This is a genomic window from uncultured Flavobacterium sp. (assembly GCF_937967675.1).
Classification (GTDB): Bacteria; Bacteroidota; Bacteroidia; order Flavobacteriales; family Flavobacteriaceae; genus Flavobacterium.
In genome coordinates, this window is the sequence record NZ_CALBSN010000182.1 from 1 (window position 1) to 18835 (window position 18835).

General features: G+C 33.6%; 13 protein-coding genes and 1 tRNA gene. 3 read left to right on the forward strand and 11 right to left on the reverse strand.

Features of this window, described 5'->3' with window-relative positions:
- Positions 1–56: 56 nt before the first annotated feature.
- Positions 57–2858, reverse strand: a complete 2802-nt coding sequence (locus tag Q0075_RS11845; protein ID WP_297869690.1) for a T9SS type A sorting domain-containing protein — start codon at positions 2856–2858, stop codon at positions 57–59.
- 215 nt (positions 2859–3073) lie between these two features.
- Here Q0075_RS11845 and Q0075_RS11850 point away from each other — a divergent pair, with 215 nt between their 5' ends.
- Positions 3074–6385 (forward strand): reprolysin-like metallopeptidase, encoded by a 3312-nt coding sequence (locus Q0075_RS11850; protein ID WP_297869691.1) that lies wholly within the window; start codon positions 3074–3076, stop codon positions 6383–6385.
- A gap of 46 nt (positions 6386–6431) precedes the next feature.
- Here Q0075_RS11850 and pth read toward each other — a convergent pair whose 3' ends face one another.
- From pth to Q0075_RS11865, 3 genes are all read right to left on the reverse strand, one after another.
- Complete coding sequence (gene pth, locus Q0075_RS11855; protein ID WP_297869692.1) at positions 6432–6998, reverse strand: aminoacyl-tRNA hydrolase; 567 nt, start codon at positions 6996–6998, stop codon at positions 6432–6434.
- A gap of 142 nt (positions 6999–7140) precedes the next feature.
- The gene (locus Q0075_RS11860) at positions 7141–7743 is read right to left on the reverse strand and encodes a 50S ribosomal protein L25/general stress protein Ctc (protein WP_250579992.1); all 603 of its coding nucleotides are present in this window, start codon (positions 7741–7743) and stop codon (positions 7141–7143) included.
- A 47-nt stretch (positions 7744–7790) separates the two neighbouring features.
- Entirely contained in the window at positions 7791–8732 is a 942-nt protein-coding gene (locus Q0075_RS11865) for a ribose-phosphate pyrophosphokinase (protein WP_297869693.1), read from the reverse strand.
- A 166-nt stretch (positions 8733–8898) separates the two neighbouring features.
- Here Q0075_RS11865 and Q0075_RS11870 point away from each other — a divergent pair.
- Both Q0075_RS11870 and Q0075_RS11875 read left to right on the forward strand, forming a co-directional pair.
- Positions 8899–8978 (forward strand) — tRNA-Leu (locus Q0075_RS11870).
- Between the two features lie 106 nt (positions 8979–9084).
- Complete coding sequence (locus Q0075_RS11875; protein ID WP_297869694.1) at positions 9085–9579, forward strand: hypothetical protein; 495 nt, start codon at positions 9085–9087, stop codon at positions 9577–9579.
- A 51-nt stretch (positions 9580–9630) separates the two neighbouring features.
- Here the strand turns inward: Q0075_RS11875 and Q0075_RS11880 are convergent, their stop codons facing one another.
- From Q0075_RS11880 to Q0075_RS11910, 7 genes are all read right to left on the reverse strand, one after another.
- Positions 9631–10083 (reverse strand): hypothetical protein, encoded by a 453-nt coding sequence (locus tag Q0075_RS11880; RefSeq protein WP_297869695.1) that lies wholly within the window; start codon positions 10081–10083, stop codon positions 9631–9633.
- Positions 10084–10161: 78 nt separating this feature from the next.
- On the reverse strand, positions 10162–12264 hold the full coding sequence (locus Q0075_RS11885) for a prolyl oligopeptidase family serine peptidase (protein WP_297869696.1): 2103 nt from the start codon (positions 12262–12264) through the stop codon (positions 10162–10164).
- A 55-nt stretch (positions 12265–12319) separates the two neighbouring features.
- On the reverse strand, positions 12320–14521 hold the full coding sequence (locus tag Q0075_RS11890; protein ID WP_297869697.1) for a TonB-dependent receptor: 2202 nt from the start codon (positions 14519–14521) through the stop codon (positions 12320–12322).
- 101 nt (positions 14522–14622) lie between these two features.
- Positions 14623–14934, reverse strand: coding sequence for a hypothetical protein (locus tag Q0075_RS11895; protein ID WP_297869698.1), 312 nt, complete (start codon positions 14932–14934; stop codon positions 14623–14625).
- A gap of 196 nt (positions 14935–15130) precedes the next feature.
- Positions 15131–16120 carry an aspartate-semialdehyde dehydrogenase gene (locus tag Q0075_RS11900; RefSeq protein ID WP_297869699.1) on the reverse strand — a complete coding sequence of 330 codons (990 nt, stop codon included), beginning with the start codon at positions 16118–16120 and terminating at the stop codon, positions 15131–15133.
- Between the two features lie 160 nt (positions 16121–16280).
- A complete protein-coding gene (gene mscL / locus Q0075_RS11905; RefSeq protein ID WP_297869700.1) occupies positions 16281–16658 on the reverse strand; it encodes a large conductance mechanosensitive channel protein MscL in 378 nt (125 codons plus the stop codon).
- Positions 16659–16726: 68 nt separating this feature from the next.
- Positions 16727–18835, reverse strand: a 2109-nt coding sequence (locus Q0075_RS11910; RefSeq protein ID WP_297869701.1) for a bifunctional UDP-N-acetylmuramoyl-tripeptide:D-alanyl-D-alanine ligase/alanine racemase, incomplete at its 5' end; no start/stop codon positions are given.

Consider the following 18835-nt stretch of genomic DNA (forward strand, 5'->3'; position numbering starts at 1 on the left):
AAAAAAAAGAGGACTGAAATAAATCAATCCTCTTTTAATTAGTAATTCAATTAAAATTAATTTTTAATGAATTTTATAGTTTTAGAATTACCATCTCTTTCTATAGTTATGAAATAAACGCCATTACTATAACTAGATGTATTGATTTTTAAGTCTGCTTGAGAACCTACTTTTTTATTTGAGATTTTTTGTCCTAAACTGTTGTAGATTGTATAGCTTGTTGCAGTTTCAAAATCACCATTTAAACTAATGTTTAACTCATTAGTTGTTGGATTAGGATAGATTGATACTCCTGATAACAAATCAAAACTTTGAGTGCTTAAAGTAGCATCAGTTCCAAAATAATATGTTCCTGCTAAACCTGTGTTTGTAGTAGCAGTTAATGAAATATTTGTACCAAATGCAGCTAATGTTGTAGCATAAGTTGCAGTTTCTCCTCCTTTAAATACTTTAAGTGCAGTTCTTGTATTTCCAGTTGCTGTTTCCCAAGCTGCAATTTCAGCCTCAGTAAAATAGAATTTTAATGTAGCGTTCCCTGAAGAGCTGTTAGTCGTTGGAGTAACTAAAAATGTTTTAGCCATTACTTTTAAGTTATTTGCAGTGTTGCTTCCGTAATTAACTGCAGCAGCTCCAGCAGAAGTTTGACTTCTGTTTACTTCTACTGAAGTACATCCGTAATTGAAAGCGTTTGGAGTTGCATCTAACATAACATTCCCTGTTGAAGTATCTTTACTATAGAAAGTACCAGCGGTAGGAACAAATACTTGATATTTAGTTGCAGCATTAACTTCTGTTTGAACAGCTGTATTTGTTGTTTTAGTAATTAAAACATCATCTAACATGATAAGATTCATGTCAAAAGTGTTGTGGTGTCTAAAAACTAAATACACGGTTTGACCTCCGTATGATGAAATATCAACATTTATAATATTTCTTTGTGTTGGTCCAGCTAATTCTGCATCGTTTATAACTGGAGTTTGAGCATTTAGAGTAGCTGTAGTAAATGTTGAAGGATTAACAGTAGTTAAATATACTGAATAATGTTCTTTATAAAAGCTTCCTCCTTGAGTTGTCCCTATCGCAAAGCTTAAATTTAGAGTACCTGTTGGTAATGCAATAGCAGTTGGGGTGTAAAGAATATTATCAGGATTCAATCCATCTACACCGTCCCAAGATCTAGAGAAAGCAAGATTAGTTGTGAAACCAATAGCTGTTGAGTTGGTGCTTGGAAGAGAGATACCCCAATTATTAGTATCACCATCTAAGTCTTTAATACCTGTAATTAAAGTTGGAGAAGGGTCAAAAGTTTCACTTAATAGTGTAACAAGGGTTGTTGAAGAGGAAGCAACGTCATTATCAATTATTGAAACTGATAAAGTTGATTTACTTGTTATAATTGTTCCATCTCCTCCATTAGCATTAACAGTCATTGTTATTTTAACAGTTTCAACTGGTTCAACAATTCCATCATTGAAATATCTAATTGTTAAAGTTTGATTTGCAGTTGAACCAGAGTTAAATGTAACTGTTGGTGTTAAAATTTGGAAATCTACATTGTTTGTTGCTGTGCTTGTACCGTCAACAGCAAAAGTTACTACAGCATTAGAAGTTGGTGCTTTAATAATTGATAAATTGTAGTTTACATCTGTAAAACTGCAACTTGTAGTTTCTACAACCTCACATTTTCCAGCGCCTTGGTTAAAGTAAATTCCTGCAGATGGTGCAGTTGCACCATTTGATGCGTTAAGGGTACTTCTTCTAGGAGAATTAGCCATTACAGTTTGCATACGCAGTTTTTGCTCTGCTGTAAAAGTATCCATACATGCATCATTTGTATAATCCATATAATTTTGTATCATGTCATTTCCAGGTGTCACTGTACATGTATTTACAACAATACATTCGTAGTTTGGTTCACTAGCGGCTGGCGTATCCGCACAATAATCTTTGGTTGTATTTGTATTTGCAAGAGGGCATGTTGAGTCATCTCCCCATATATGTCTTAGACCTAACCAATGCCCTACTTCATGTGTCATAGTTCTTCCTAAGTTATAAGTAGAGTTTAAAATAAATGAACCATCATTTTCAGCTATTGTTCCAAATGCATCATATGATGCTACAACTCCATCAGTATTTGCAGTAGTTGTTCCAGCTGGAATACCAGTCAGAGTTGAACCAGTTGGGAATTGTGCATATCCTAATACTCCATCTAAATCTCCACTGAATCTAAAAGTCCACATATTTAAGTATTTAGTTGGATCCCAAATAGTGTTAGCTTTTTCAGTTTCTACAGCAGCTCGATTATAACTAGCTGTCGTTGTTTGAACTCTATCAATTCCATTAGTTGGATTTCCATTTGGATCTCTTTTTGCAAGAATAAAATTGATTTCGGCATCTACTGCTAAACCAGTTGAGTTTGCCCCTCCAGGTGTTCCAGCTAAACGTCTGAAGTCTTGATTTAATACATTAATTTGCGAAATTGCTTGCGCGTCTGTGATATTTTCTCCCGTTCCTAAACAGTCACCATTATGAATAATGTGAATTACAACAGGTATATTATATACAGCTTGAATGTTTCTTCCAGCTGCTCTGTCAGCTCTGATTTGATCAATTAGTGGAGAAAGCCAATTTTCAAATTCTAAAATGGATTCTCTTTGAGGATTTGTTGACTTTAAGAATGTTTCATTTTCTGAAGTGTAACATCTAATATGTCCACTTGGGGTTCTTTCTTGGCTAGGGACTTCAATTTGTCTCCCAAATTGTTGAGCTTTTTTTTCTTTGATATTTTGTCCAAAACAAACAGAGGTAGTTAAAGTTAGAAATAAAAAAGAAAATAAATTAAAAGTAATTTTTTTCATAATAAATTCAGTTAGAATAATAACGCAAGTTACATTTGTTTTACAAAAAAACAAAATCTATTATTTTTTTATTGTTTTTCTTTGTAAGAATTCAATATATGAAATTTATTTATTCATATGGTTTTTAACAAAAAACAAGTGTTTTTTTTTAAAAAAATGTTTGATTGTTTGTTTTTTTTATAGATTTGCTCATTAACCTTAAATTTAACCTAAAAATGAAAAAAAATTTACTATTATTTTTTCTTGTGATTTTTTTAATGAACAATGGTTATTCACAGAATAAAACTATGTGGAGTCCCTTGTCAGAGAAAGAAATTGAAAGTTCTCCTAAAGTGAGAAGAGCTTCTTTCCCTCAAGAGTATACATTATGGAAATTAGACATTGTAGCTCTTAAAGAAAAATTGAGAAATGCCCCAATAAGAGGGCAATTTACACACAGACAATCAAACATTGTTATTCAGTTACCTAACGCAGAAGGTAAGCTAGAACAATTTAGAGTACTAGAAACTCCAATTATGGAACCTGAATTGGCTGCTAAATTTCCAACAATTAAATCTTATGTTGGTAAAGGAGTTGACGATGTTACAGCAACCGCAAGATTTTCAGTTACTGAATTTGGATTGCATAGTATGACATTATCAGCTGGTAAAAGTACAGCTTTTATTGATCCATATACTGAAGATGCACAAAATTATATTGTTTATAATAGAGCAAGTTTAGTTAGTGACGGACAAACATTTGAATGTTTAACTAATAATGATGTTCACTTACCATCTTTAGAAAATGATCGTAGAGCTTTTTCTACATTCAGATCAGATACAGATGATAAAAAACTAAGAACCTACAGATTAGCACAATCATGTACAGCTGAATATGGAAATTTATTTCGTGGTAATTCTCTAGATCCTTTAGCAACACAAAAATCAAGAATCCAAGCTCAAATGGCGATTACTATGACACGTGTTAATGGTGTTTATGAGAACGATCTTGCAATCACAATGATTTTTGTTGCTAATAATGATGCTGTAATTTATTTGGGTGCAACAGGTTCAGATCCTTGGAGTGGTGAATATAATGTCCAAACAGGAGTTACAATTGATGCCAACGTTGGATTCAATAATTATGACATAGGTCATAACTTTAACACTTCAGGTGGAGGAAATGCTGGTTGTATAGGTTGTGTTTGTAGTCCAAGTACAAATCCCAATGGAGGTTTTCATAAAGGAACTGGTATGACAGGTCGTTCAAATCCAACAGGAGATGCTTTTGATATTGATTATGTAGCTCATGAAATGGGGCATCAATTTGGAGGATTTCACACCCAAAGTAGTTCGAATTGTCGTTCAGGAAGTGGTACTACAGAAGTTGAACCAGGTTCAGGATCAACTATTATGGCTTATGCTGGTATTTGTTCTGCTAACGTGCAAAGTAATAGTGACTCATATTTTGGATATGTAAACATAAGAGACATTATGGAAAACGTTAAATTTGGTATTAGTCAACCTACTTTGCCAATAACTAATTTAACAAATAATCCACCTACTGCAAATGCTGGTAGAGATTATGTAATACCTAAATCTACAGCCTTTATGTTGGTAGGTCAAGGATCCGATCCTGAAGGAGACCCTCTTACCTACACATGGGAACAAAATGACCCACAAAATCCAAGCACATCATTAGCTCCAATTGCTTCTAGAGTAGCTGGTCCAATGTTCAGATCTATTTGGGGTACATCTTCTCCAGTTCGATATTTGCCTAATATGGCAACGGTATTATCAGGAGCTACCGCAAATACATGGGAGGTTTGCCCTTCTGTAGCAAGAGACTTAAATTTCTCATTAACTGTTAGAGATAATAATTCTGGAATTGGTCAAACAGCTACTGATTTAATGAAGGTTACCGTTGATGGTGTTGCAGGACCTTTTGTTGTAAATGCTCCTAATAGTCTAGTGTCTTGGCAAGCAGGAACAAATCAAAATGTTTCATGGAATGTTGCAGGAACTGATTCAAATGGTGTTAATGCAAAATTTGTTGATATATACTTGTCTACTAATGGAGGTACAACATTTCCAATTTTATTAGCTAGTAAAGTTCCTAATGATGGTTCGGAAATAGTTACAGTACCAAATATTCTAGGAACAACTAATAGAATAATGGTGAAAGGTTGGGATAATATATTCTTCGATGTTTCAAATACTAATTTCACTATAACAGCGCCTGCAAATACAATGGCAATATCCTTTAATGGAATTGAAGGAGAGCAAAATAAATCTATTTGTCAAGGGGCAACTATTAATTATACAATTGATTATAAAGCTTTGGGCGGTTTTACCGGAACAACTACTTTTACGGCTACTGGTAATCCTGCAGGAACAACGGTATCTTTTTCACCAACATCAACAAATTCAGATGGAAGTGTAACGATGTCAATTACTAATACCGCAGGAGCAGTTGCAGGGTTTTATAATATTATAGTAACTGCAACATCTGGCGCCATTGTAAAAACAGCTCCATTTTATTTAGATTTATTGAGTAATAATTTTGGAACTCAAAATTTATCAGCACCAGCTAATAATACAATTAATCAATTTGCAAACTTAACTCTAAGTTGGCCAGCAAATGGTGCTGCAACATCTTATGATATTCAAGTAGCAACTGATGCAGCATTCGCGTCAATTGTTTATAGTGGTAATATTGTAGGGACTAGCTATGCTTTAAATGGTTTGTCAGATGCAACTATTTATTATTGGAGGGTTAAGCCTAAAAATGCTGGTTGCGAAGGAGTTTTTAGTGCTACTTATAATTTTAAAACAGGGCAAACGAATTGTGCTTTAACAGCAAGTACTGATGTTCCAAAAACAATTGTGGGTACTGGTGCAAATACTATAACTTCTACTTTGAACGTTGCATCAGGTGTTGTAATTACAGATTTAAATGTTAATTTAAATATTACACATACATACATTCAAGATTTAACTATTAGATTAACTAGTCCATTGGGTACTATTGTAAATTTATTAGTTGAACCATGTGGTGATAATGATAATATGAATGTAACTATAGATGATTCTGGTTCGGCTGTTATTTGTGGTACTGGAAATCCTTCATTATCAGGAGTAGTTGTTCCTTCACAAGCTTTGTCAACTTTTAATGGGCAAAATTCTACAGGTACATGGACACTTACTGTTGTTGATGGATATTCAGGCGATGGTGGAACATTAAATAGTTGGGGTTTAAATTTTTGTACAACTCAGCCGTTAAGTATAAATACCAATCAGATTAATGATTTGGTTCTTTATCCTAACCCAAATAATGGTAGTTTTAATATTCAATTTAGTTCTAACTCAGGAAATGATATTAAAGTGAATATTCATGATGTTAGAGGAAGAGAAATCTTTAATAAATCCTACAATAATAATGGATTATTTAATGAAAATTTACAATTAAACAATGTTCAATCTGGTATTTATCTTGTAACTGTTCAAGATGGAGCAAGAAAAGAAATAAAGAAAATTGTAGTTCAATAATTGAATTTCTAATTATAGAAAAAGGGAAGTTTTAAGCTTCCCTTTTTTATTTTCCATTATACGCATTCATGGTATTGTTTAAACCTGCTAAAGCGAAAGATTTTATTATTTCTGAACTAATTTCTAATCGCTCTTTTAGTTTTTCTTTTTCTTCTTCTGACCATTCACCTAAAACATAATCAACTTGTTGCCCCTTTTTAAAAGCATCACTAATTCCAAATCTATATCTAGGATACTCTGTTGAATTTAATAATAATTGAATGTTTTTAAGTCCGTTATGACCGCCGTCACTTCCTTTGGTTTTGATTCGGATGGTTCCAAATGCCAAATTCAAATCATCGGTAATAACTAACATATTTTCTTTTTCGATGTTTTCCTTTTCTAGCCAATATTTTACCGCTTTACCGCTTAAATTCATATAAGTATTTGGCTTTAGTAATAATAGAGTTCTTCCTTTTATTTTTAGTTCGGCTATTTCACCCAATTTTACGGTTTGAAAAGAAATTCCTTCCTTGTTGGCTAAATAATCCAAAACTTTAAATCCGATATTGTGTCTTGTATTTGCATATTCTGAGCCAATATTTCCTAGCCCTACGATTAAGAATTTCTTCATGGGTAAACGCTCTTGTTTTTGTTTTTTAAATAGATTTGATAGCCATATCATAATGCAAAAGTAATGCAAAGTTTAGATAGATAAAAGCATAAAAAAAGCACCAGTAAAAACTGATGCTTCTTTTGTATAGATTGAAAAGAAATTATTTTTTCTTTTTTGCTCCTTTTTCTGCTTTTGCTGCTTCTTGAGCTGCTTTCATTGCCGCACGAGAAATTCTCACTTGACAAACTACAGTATTATCTGGGTGCATTAATTTAAAATTGTTAGTTTCAATTTTAGTAACATACAACTTGTTACCCATTTGTAATTCTGAAATATTAGCTTCAACGAAGTCAGGTAAGAATTTAGGTAAAGCTTTTACTTTTAAACGACGTTGGTTTAAACGTAAAACACCTCCTAATAATACCCCTGGAGAGGTTCCTGTAACTTTAACTGGTACTTCCATGATGATTTCTTTATCATCACTTAATTGGAAGAAGTCGATGTGTAAAATTTTGTCAGAAACTGGGTGGAATTGAATGTCTTGCATGATAACATTGTAAGACGTTCCGTTTAACTCAACTACAACTGTGTGTGCGTTTGGAGTGTAAACCAAATCTTTAAATGCTCTTTCGTCTGCAACAAAATGAACTGGTTGATTTCCTCCGTAGATAACGCAAGGAACCATTCCAGCATCACGTACGGCTTTAGTTGCCTTTTTACCTACGCTTTCTCTTTCTGATCCTTTAATCGTAATTGATTTCATTGTAAAATATATATAATTAATAAATACTTATTAAAGTGGTTGTTTGATTACATCAAAAATTTACCACTGATTGAGTTGTTGTTTTGTACCATATGCATTACTTCTGCAAATAATGGGGCGCAACTTACAACTTTAATTTTTTTCGATTCTTTCTTTAAAGGAATAGAATCGGTAACAATTAATTCTAACAATTTAGAATTTTCTATTTTTTCATACGCTTCACCTGATAAAATTGGGTGCGTACATATTGCTCTTACGCTTAATGCTCCTTTTTCCATCATTACATCAGCGGCTTTTGCTAATGTTCCTCCCGTGTCAATCATATCGTCAACTAAAATAACATTTCTCCCTTTTACATCTCCGATTAGCTCCATTGTGTCAATTACATTCGCTTTTTTTCTTTGCTTGTAACAAACTACTACATCAGATTCTAAAAATTTAGAATAGGCATAAGCTCTTTTTGAACCACCCATGTCTGGAGATGCAATAGTTAAATTTTCTAAATTTAAACTTGTCACATAAGGTAAAAAGATAGTTGAAGCAAATAAATGGTCCACTGGTTTTTCAAAGAACCCTTGAATTTGATCAGCATGTAAATCCATAGTCATAATTCGGGTTGCTCCAGCAGTTTCTAAAAGTTTTGCAACTAATTTAGCTCCAATTGGCACTCTTGGTTTGTCTTTTCTGTCTTGTCTTGCCCAACCGAAGTAAGGAATAACCGCTGTAATATGACGTGCTGATGCTCTTTTTGCTGCATCAATCATCAATAATAATTCCATTAAATTGTCCGAACTTGGGAAAGTGGAACAAACAAGGAATACGCGCAATCCTCTTATCGATTCTTCAAAAGAAGGCTGAAATTCGCCATCACTATATTTAGAGAACGTAATCTTACCTAGCGGAACACCATACTTTTCAGCAATTTGTTCGGCTAAATACACACTCTGAGAACATGCAAAAATTTTTGCTTCTGGTTCTTGATACAGCATGTTAATTTATTGTTTAGTAGTTAGTTAGTGTTGTGTCGTGTAAACGAGGTGCAAATTTAGAAATAAAATCGAACTCTGAAAGGATATTTTTAACTATTTTTTTATGAATTGCAGAAATATTTTTTACATTTGCACCCACATAATGATACTTCAATCATTTTCCATTGCCCGGATGGCGGAATTGGTAGACGCGCACGACTCAAACTCGTGTACTTAGGTGTGTGGGTTCGATTCCCACTCCGGGTACTAAACCTCTCAGAAATGAGAGGTTTTTTATTTATGTTAAATTTGTTTGTTGTTTTTCTGAATTAAGTTTTTAAGTTTATATTTGAAAACATAAAAATTGAAAATAATGAAAAAGAATATATTTTTATTTGGTGTTATTAGTTCACTATTTTTTATCTCTTGTAAAAAAGACGAGGAAGTAAAACCTGTGGAAGAATCCCAAAAAACTGTGCAACCTTTTTCAGGGGAAGCTTGGTTAAAACAGCGAGTTGGCAATCAAGGACAGCAAGTGCAACCCATACAACAACAAACGCAACAAACCACACAACCGCAAACACAAACAGCGCCAGGAATGAATCCACCACATGGGCAACCAGGTCATCGTTGTGAAATTCCGGTAGGAGCTCCTTTAAATTCAAAATCAGTAAATCAAAAGCAACCACAAGTAACCACACAAGTTGTTAGTCAAAAAGCAGAGGAAAAACCTGTAATGAAAATTAATTCTGGTAATGGTTCAACAACTATTGAAGGTGTAACTACTCTTCCTGGTATGAACCCTCCTCATGGTCAAGAGGGACACCGTTGCGACATAGCTGTTGGCGCACCTTTACCTAAACAGTAATTTAATTAAGTAAATAAAAATCAGTAAACTTAAATTTAAGTTTACTGATTTTTATTTTAAGGGCCGAAGTATATTACTAAAACTAATGATATATTGAAACTTTCCTTTAGTTACTTTTTTCATTATGTAAATATATTTGTGCTTTGCAATTTTTTTAGATGGAATTACGACCTCTTTTTTGGTGCTGAAATCTTTTATATGAACATCAAAATTTCTGTTTACACTCAAATAATTCGCAATTCTACTTTTTAAATTAGTAATCGGATATTCAGAAAAAATCGCCTTTCGGTTTTGCGAAATGATGATTTTTTCTCCTTTATAAGTTTGCGTTAGTATCAGAATACTTTTGTTAGAATTTGTTGCGCCAACTTCTTTTTGAATATTCTTAATTTCGGCTTCCGATGCACTTCTAAAGTCATCACGATACACACTTTTTACGGTTGAATTACAACTTTGTAATCCGACAGAAGCAATAATAATGGATATAAAAACTAGAATTCTCATAAATAAAAAACCCGTTTTTTGAAGTTTTATTGCATAAAAAAAGAGCCCGAAGGCTCTTTTATCAGTTTTTTAACTTTTCTATTTTAATTCTTTAACACCCATATTGTAAAGTGTAAATACTTGCATGTCCACATTTTCTTGAATAGTAGCCGCAACCGATTTTCCAGCTCCGTGACCTGCATTTACATCAATACGAATTAAAACGGGATTGTCTCCAGCTTGTTTCGCTTGTAATTCTGCTGCAAATTTAAAACTGTGTGCTGGTACTACTCGGTCATCATGATCGCCTGTAGTAACCATAGTTGCTGGATATTTTGTACCCGCTTTTACATTATGAACTGGCGAATAACCTTTGATATATTCAAACATTTCCTTGCTTTGTTCCGATGTTCCATAATCGTAAGCCCATCCTGCTCCAGCTGTAAATGTGTGGTAACGTAACATATCTAAAACTCCAACTGCAGGTAACGCCACTTTTACTAAATCAGGGCGTTGTGTCATCACTGCACCCACTAATAAACCTCCGTTTGAACCTCCTTTTATGGCTAAATAATCAGAAGAAGTGTAGTTTTCTTTAATCAGGTATTCAGCCGCTGCAATGAAATCATCAAAGACGTTTTGTTTTTTCAATTGCGTTCCGGCATCGTGCCATTTTTTACCGTATTCTCCACCTCCGCGTAAATTCGCAACAGCGTAAACGCCTCCATTTTCTAACCAAACGGCATTCGCGATGCTAAAAGAAGGGGTTAAACTAACATTAAATCCTCCATAACCATATAAAATAGTTGGATTTTTTCCGTTTAATTTTGTCCCTTTTTTATACGTAATAATCATTGGAATTTTTGTGCCATCTTTTGAAGTATAAAACACTTGTTTTGATTCGTAATCTGCCGAATTGAAATCGACTTTAGGTTTTTGATATACTTCTGATTTTCCTGTTTTTGGATCAAAAGCATAAGTAGTTCCAGGGGTTACGTAATTCGTAAACGAAAAATACAAAGTAGTTTCTTTTTCTTTTCCACCAAAACCACCAGCTGTTCCAACACCTGGTAATTGAATATCACGCACTAATTTTCCGTTGTAATCGTATTGTTTAATGAAAGACACTGCATCTTTCATATAACTTGCGAAAATATAACCACCACCAGTATTTGGCGACAAAACATTTTCAGTTTCAGCGATGCAATCTTTCCAGTTTTCTTTTTCCGGATTTGATAAATCAAAAGTCACCACGCGTTTGTTTGGTGCTTTGTAATTCGTTACCAAATAAACTTTTGACCCTTTGTTATCTAAAACATCATTGTCGTTTTCGTAATTGTCAATTAGCGTTACGATTTTAGCATCAGGTATTGATAAATCCAAGTAATATAATTCATTTCCAGAAGTAGAATTCGCAGCAGAAATAAACAAATATTTCTCATCTTCCGAAACATAACCACCAACATATCTTCTTTTTACATCGCCACCAAAAACCAATTTATCTGTTTTTTGCGAAGTATTTAATTTGTGATAATACAATTTGTGTTGGTCGGTTTTTGCTGATAATTCGCTTCCAACGGGTTTGTCATAGCTTGAATAATAGAAACCTTCATTTTTGTACCAAGAAACACCACTGAATTTCACATCCACAATTGTATCGCCGATGATTTTCTTAGTTTTAGCTTCCATTACAATCACTTTTCTCCAATCGCTTCCGCCTTCTGAAATAGCATAAGCAACTAAGCTTCCGTCTTTTGAAAAGTTAATTCCGCCTAACGAAGTTGTTCCATCTTTTGAAAAGGTATTTGGATCTAAAAAGATTTCTTCTTTACCGACTTTATCTTTTCGGTACAAAACCGATTGATTTTGAAGTCCGTTGTTTTTGTAGTAATATGTATAATCACCTTCTTTGAATGGAGCCGAAATTTTTTCGTAATTCCACAATTGTTCCATTCTAGATTTAAGCTGATTTCTATATGGAATTTGTTCTAAATAACCATAGGTCACCACATTTTGTGCTTTTACCCAAGCTTCTGTTTCAGTACTTCTGTCGTCTTCTAACCAACGATAATAATCGTTAATTTGTTCACCAAAATAAGTGTCAACATGGTCAATTCTTTTTGTTTCAGGATAATTGATTTTTGTTTGTGCGTTCATAACAAGTGTACAAACAATAGCGGATACTGTTATTGTTCTTTTCATATTGGGTTAGTTGATTAAAACAAAGATATTCAAATGAATTGTAAAGAGTTGTTAATTATAAATCAAAATTTAAACTCAGAATTATATTTCGTCCCATATTGTTAATTCCGTCTGTTTTTAATCTAGATAAGTGATTCGTATACATTTTGTCTAAAAGATTATTAGCGTTTAAATTTACATTAAAAGCGGTTTTACCCAATGTTACTTTTCCGCCAACAGCAAAATTAATCAACAAGTAGTCTGGCGTTCTAGTCTCAAATTCGTTGATATTGTTTTGTTTGAAAGTATAATTGAAGAAATAGGATAGATAAGCGTTTTTGAAATATTTAAACGATTCAAATTCCATACGAATGTTGTTTTTCCATTGATTCGCTGGGATTAATGGTAAATAATTGTCGTTTTGTTTTCCTGTAACACTTTCAAAACTACTAGTAAAATGTAACCAATCATACGGATGTGGATGAAAGTGAATTCCTGCTTCTCCACCAAATAAATAGGCGTTGTTTTGCACATAATTGTACACGTTATTTCCGTCAATTTCGGCACCTGTTGGCGTAATGTAAATGTAATTGTTTACGTGATTGTAAAATCCGTTTATGAACCATTCAAAGTGTTCGCTTTTGTATTCCAAATTCAAATCCACTTGAAAATTTTGTTCGTTTTTTAATTCAGAATTTCCAATTTCATAACGATTACTTCCTTCGTGAACGCCATTTGAAGTTAATTCGGATAAATTCGGAGCTCTAAATCCAGAAGCAATATTAATTCGGGTTGAAATATAACTTGATAAATTGGTTTTGTAACCTATAGAAGCGTTGAAACTGTTGAAGTGTTTATCAATGGCTTTAAAATAACCTTCTTCGCCTTCAATTCCGTGAGTGGAAGTGTTGATTCTCCTGTTGTCATAACGAATTCCCGCTTGTAGAATGTTCGAGTTCCAAGTGTAATTGGTTGTAGCAAAAGCACCAAAATCTTTCACATTTGCATCTGGAATTAATAATTCTTCCCCGAAATTGGTGTTGGTTTGGTCAATTCCTTGAATTCCAATGATGCTTTCCAAACGACTCTTTTTTGGAAGATAATATTTCACATTGTAACTCGCGGTTTTCAATTTCATAGATAATGCAATTTCATTGGGCGCTTCTAATTCTTTTCGGTCGTTTAATGAGTAACCAAAATCACCTTCTAATTTTGAATTTTTGAAATACACTTTTTGATTTAAACTCAATACATGATTATCGACTTCTTGTTTTGGATATAGCGGATTTCTGAATCCTGAATTTTCTAAACCTTCTTCAGGTAAACCCAAGTTTAAGTTGTTGTAATTGTATCTAAAATCGGTTGAAAATTTAGAGTTTGAATACCCAATTCCCGATTTAAAATCTTTCTCAATAAAACGTGTATTGATGATTCTGTCACTACTCGGAACTTTGTAATCGGCATTCGATGTGTAATTTCCTCTAACCAAAAACTTAAAATTCGATGGCGATGCTTTAAACCCGAAAGTTGTTGAAGTTCCTTGTATATTAGTAAAATATTTTTGTTCAAAATCAGCGGATTTTTGTTGAAAAGAAGCATATTTCTCCGGATTAAAATACACCACGCCACCCAAAGCATCAGAACCATATAATAACGAAGCTGGACCTTTAATAACTTCTACACTTTCAATTCCGGCAGCGTTTAAACCTAAACCATGTTCTTCGCCAAATTGTTGGTTTTCCATACGAACACCTTGCGAATACACTAAAACTCGATTACCACTTAAGCCACGAATAACAGGTTTTCCAATAGAATTTCCTGTCGAAATCTGAGAAACTCCTGGAATCGTTGCAATTCCGTCAATAAGCGAAGTAGCTCCGTTTTCTTTTAAAGTGTTTACCGAAGCGTGTTCTACTTTCATCACATTTTGCGATTGCATTTTGTTGTATAAAGTAGAAATAATGATTTCATCTAAATGTTGTTCTTTTTCGGTAAGAATTACGTTCAATTTGATTTCGGCTCCGTTATTCGTAACGATTTCAGTTTTAGTCTCGTAACCCGATAAATGAAAAATAAGTTTATTAGTTCCTTTTGGTAACGATGAAAATTGATAAAATCCGTTTTCGTCGGTTGTAGTTTCCGAATTATTTTCTTCGATATGAACGATAACACCAGATAATTTTTGGTTGTTGGTATCTGTAACATAACCGCTAATTTTAAATTGAGAAAAGCCTACTATCGATGACAATAGCAGTAGTGTATTGAAAAGATATTTCATTTTTTAATTTGTTTTTATTTGATAAATAATACAGCAAAGTGTTGTAAATCATTTTGATATACAGCAGAAGAAGCCTTGTTTAGAAAACAAAGCGAAATTATTTAAGCAATAAAAACAGGCGGACCGCGAAGATGAAAAGAATTTCCTTCATACGTAATGCAAGATTCATTACTATTGAATTGATATGGAATTTCGTAAAACGAAGGAATAAAATCAAATTGGAAAACTTCTGGTGAAAGGAAGGCCGCAAATTTGAAATCACAAATCGGACAGTCATCACTTTCGGTAAACGTTTTTTCTGAAGTTTTAAAAGTCAAATGATGCGAATCGTCACAACATTCCGATTTTACATGATGGTCGTGCGAAAAAGTGTGAATAGATTGATAACTTACAGCAAATAATACTGCAAGCATCAAAAACAAATTCATATGTAATAATTTCTTTTTCACCATCACAAATGTACTGCTTTTAGGACAAAGCCAAAAAACAAACCACGAATTAACGATTTTTTAAGTTTTGATGACTTATTTCGCTAGTTCGTGGTTATTTGTTTTTGCCACGGATTAAAGGATTCAAAAGGATTAAATCCGTGTTAATCTGTGGCTAAAATTATACTAAATTATTTTCAACCAAATATTCCGCAATTTGAATTGTGTTTGTTGCTGCTCCTTTTCTTAAGTTATCGGCAACAATCCACATGTTGATGGTGTTCGGTTGGCTTTCATCCCTTCTAATTCTACCAACAAAAACATCATCTTTTCCTTGTGCGTAAATTGGCATTGGGTATGTAAACGTTTCTAAATTATCTTGAACTGTTACACCAGGCGTGTTTTGTAAAATTTGACGCACTTCGTTTACATCAAAATCGTTTTCAAATTGAATGTTTACCGCTTCACTATGTCCACCAACAACAGGAATACGAATTGCTGTTGCAGTAACGGCAATGGTTTTGTCGTTTAATATTTTTTGTGTTTCGCGCACCAATTTCATTTCTTCTTTGGTGTATCCGTTTGCTTCAAAACTATCACATTGAGGAATCGCATTTCGGTGAATTGGATATTTGTATGCCATATCACCTTGAATTCCCGCATATTCGTTTTCTAACTGCCGAACGGCTTTAACTCCAGTTCCAGTAATGGATTGATAAGTTGAAACAACAATACGTTTGATATCATATTTAGCATGTAAAGGTGCTAAAGCCATTACCATTTGAATCGTTGAACAGTTTGGATTTGCAATAATTTTATCTTCTTTTGTTAAAACCGAAGCATTGATTTCTGGAACTACTAATTTCTTAGTGGCATCCATTCGCCAAGCAGAAGAATTGTCGATTACGGTTGTTCCTACAGCTGCAAATTTTGGAGCCCACTCTAAAGAAGTTTCTCCACCTGCCGAAAACAAAGCAATCTCAGGTTTCATATCTACAGCGGTTTGCAAACCTACCACTTTATAGGTGTTGCCTTTCCATTCGATTTCTTTTCCAACTGACTTTTCAGAAGCAACTGGAATTAACTCCGTTACAGGAAAATTACGTTCTGCTAATACTTGAAGCATTATTTCGCCTACCATTCCGGTAGCGCCAACTACGGCTACTCTCATTTTGATGTGTGTTATTTAATGATGCAAAAATATAGAATATTCAAACGACTTAGCAAATATTGATGAAATTATAACAAAAGTTTTGATTTGTAACAAGTTTCTAAAAAAATACCCCGACGAATCGGGGTTTAGTTTAGCATATATAATGTAGCGGTATCGACTATTTTTTTAATAAGTCTCTAATTTCAGCTAACAATTGCTCTTGTGTTGGGCCGGCTGGAGCCGCTGGAGCTGCTTCTTCTTTTTTCTTCATGCTGTTAATTGCTTTAACCATTAAGAAAATAACAAAAGCAATTACTAAGAAGCTAATTACAGCTGCTAAAAATTTACCATATAAAATTCCGCCATCTGTTTTTAATCCGGCTAAATCTTCTACTTGAGCTGCTTTTAATGCTGGGTTTAATAATGCAGGAGTTATTACATCAGATACTAATGAGCTAACGATAGCTCCAAAAGCACTTCCAATAATTACTCCAACTGCCAAATCCATTGCATTACCTTTTGCAATAAAATCTTTAAATTCTGAAATAATTCCCATAGGTCTTAAATTTTTAGGGTTAATTTATGTTTTTATACTTACGAATATACAAAATTTAAAATAAAATGTTAATTTTTGAAGAAAATTCGCTTCACGCGTTGTGAAATCCCAGTCAGAATTTCATAAGGAATCGTTCCAATAACATTTGCCATCTCCGTTACTTTCGGGTTTTTGCCAAATACAATTACTTCATCTCCAGTTTTACATGAAATGTTGGTAACATCCACCATCATCATGTCCATACAAATCGAACCTAAAATCGTAGCTTTTTGATTATTGATGGTAACAAACCCTTTTTCATTACCCCAAGCTCTACGAATGCCATCCGCATAACCAATTGGAATCGTAGCGACTTTCATTTTTTGTGTTACTCGAAATCTTTGGCTGTAACCAATGCTTTCTTTGGGTGAAACTTCTCTTATTTGGGAAATGATGGTTTTTAAAGTACTCACATTTTCCAACACTTTTAATTCTTGTTCCGAATTTCCAATACCATATAAACCAATGCCTAAACGCACCATTTCCATTTGCTTTTCAGCATAATTGAAAATGCCAGACGTGTTTAAAATATGACGAATTGGTTTTGAAGGCAATACTTTTTCTAATTCGGAATACATCGTATCAAAACGTTGAAATTGTAATTTCGTAAAATCATCAAATTCCAAATCATCACTTGCCGATAAATGCGAAAACACGCTTTTCACCTTTACAAAATTGTTGTTTTTTAGTAAGGAACACAATTCGGAAATCAAATGCGGTTCAAATCCTAAGCGATGCATGCCGGTGTCCAATTTAATATGAATCGGATAGTGCGAAATATTTTGGTGTTGGGCAATCTTTAAAAATGCTTGTAAACCTGTAATCGAATAAATTTCGGGTTCTAAATTATAGGCAATCATGGCTCTAAAACTACTGTTTTCGGGATTTAAAACCATAATTGGCGTTGTGATTCCAGCTTTTCGCAATTCGATTCCTTCATCGGCAAACGCTACACCTAAATAATCGATTTTATGATGTTCGAGCAATTTAGCAATTTCATAACCACCATTTCCGTAACCAAAAGCTTTTACCATGACCATAATTTTGGTTTCTGGTTTTAGTTTGGATTTGTAGAAATTCAGGTTGTGACTAATCGCATCGAGGTTAACTTCTAAAATGGTTTCGTGATTTTTCTCTTCCAATAAAACCACAATTTCATGAAAGTTGAAACCACGCGCGCCTTTCACAAGAATAGTTTCGTTTTGAAACGATTGCGTGTTGAATTGCTGTAAAAATTCTTGCGTAGTGGCAAACGAAATCACATTGGGTAAATCGTTCAATTGTTTTCCGATGGTTTCGCCAATGGTAATAATGCGTTCGATTTTATTTTTCGAAAGTAATTGTTTTACCTGATTGTAAAGTGTTTCCGCAGCAATGCCACTCGTGAAAATATCAGATAAAATAATCGTTTTTTTATCGTGTAATTTTTGTTGTTCTAAGAAATCCAACGCAATTTTCAACGATTGATAATCCACCGAATAACTATCGTCGATGACCAAGCAATTGTTGATGCCTTTTTTGGCTTGAAGTCTTAATTCTACTGGATATAATTCGGCAACTCGATTTTGGATAAACGCAATTTCTTCGCCTAAAAACAGCATGAAATTCACGCAAGTAATTACATTTTCAATCGAATTTTCGTCTGAAAACGGAATAGTTACACTAAAAGTGTTGGCTGTGTTTTTGAAAGTTAATTCGGTTTTACCATTTTCATTTTTCTTTGAAACGAAAAGATTCGCACTTTCATCCGAAAAACTCCAAGTGTGTTTTTGACTATTTTCTGGAAGTAAAGCTTCAATTTCGGCATTCTTTTCCAAGAAAATATCGGAACAATTTTCAAAAAGTTTGATTTTCTCTTTGATTTTGGCTTCGCGATTTGCAAAACCTTCATCATGAACCGAACCAATATTCGTTAAAATCCCATATTTTGGTTGGATGATATGCTCCAAATTCGACATTTCATTGGGTAACGAAATTCCGGCTTCAAAAATTCCCAAATCGTAATTTCCTTCAATTGCTAAAATTGATAAAGGAACGCCGACTTGCGAATTATAACTTTTCGGATTTCGAACAATCAAATGATTCGGACTTAATAAGAAATTCAACCATTCTTTTACGATGGTTTTTCCGTTGCTTCC

Excerpts from the sequence above, each read along its gene's own strand:
- mscL (WP_297869700.1), bottom strand. The coding sequence starts at position 16,658 with ATGGGAATTATTTCAGAATTTAAAGATTTTATTGCAAAAGGTAATGCA.
- Q0075_RS11885 (WP_297869696.1), bottom strand. The coding sequence starts at position 12,264 with ATGAAAAGAACAATAACAGTATCCGCTATTGTTTGTACACTTGTTATG.
- Q0075_RS11875 (WP_297869694.1), top strand. The coding sequence starts at position 9,085 with ATGAAAAAGAATATATTTTTATTTGGTGTTATTAGTTCACTATTTTTT.
- Q0075_RS11900 (WP_297869699.1), bottom strand. The coding sequence starts at position 16,120 with ATGAGAGTAGCCGTAGTTGGCGCTACCGGAATGGTAGGCGAAATAATG.
- Q0075_RS11845 (WP_297869690.1), bottom strand. The coding sequence starts at position 2,858 with ATGAAAAAAATTACTTTTAATTTATTTTCTTTTTTATTTCTAACTTTA.
- pth (WP_297869692.1), bottom strand. The coding sequence starts at position 6,998 with ATGAAGAAATTCTTAATCGTAGGGCTAGGAAATATTGGCTCAGAATAT.
- Q0075_RS11895 (WP_297869698.1), bottom strand. The coding sequence starts at position 14,934 with ATGCTTGCAGTATTATTTGCTGTAAGTTATCAATCTATTCACACTTTT.
- Q0075_RS11860 (WP_250579992.1), bottom strand. The coding sequence starts at position 7,743 with ATGAAATCAATTACGATTAAAGGATCAGAAAGAGAAAGCGTAGGTAAA.
- Q0075_RS11865 (WP_297869693.1), bottom strand. The coding sequence starts at position 8,732 with ATGCTGTATCAAGAACCAGAAGCAAAAATTTTTGCATGTTCTCAGAGT.
- Q0075_RS11890 (WP_297869697.1), bottom strand. The coding sequence starts at position 14,521 with ATGAAATATCTTTTCAATACACTACTGCTATTGTCATCGATAGTAGGC.
- Q0075_RS11850 (WP_297869691.1), top strand. The coding sequence starts at position 3,074 with ATGAAAAAAAATTTACTATTATTTTTTCTTGTGATTTTTTTAATGAAC.
- Q0075_RS11880 (WP_297869695.1), bottom strand. The coding sequence starts at position 10,083 with ATGAGAATTCTAGTTTTTATATCCATTATTATTGCTTCTGTCGGATTA.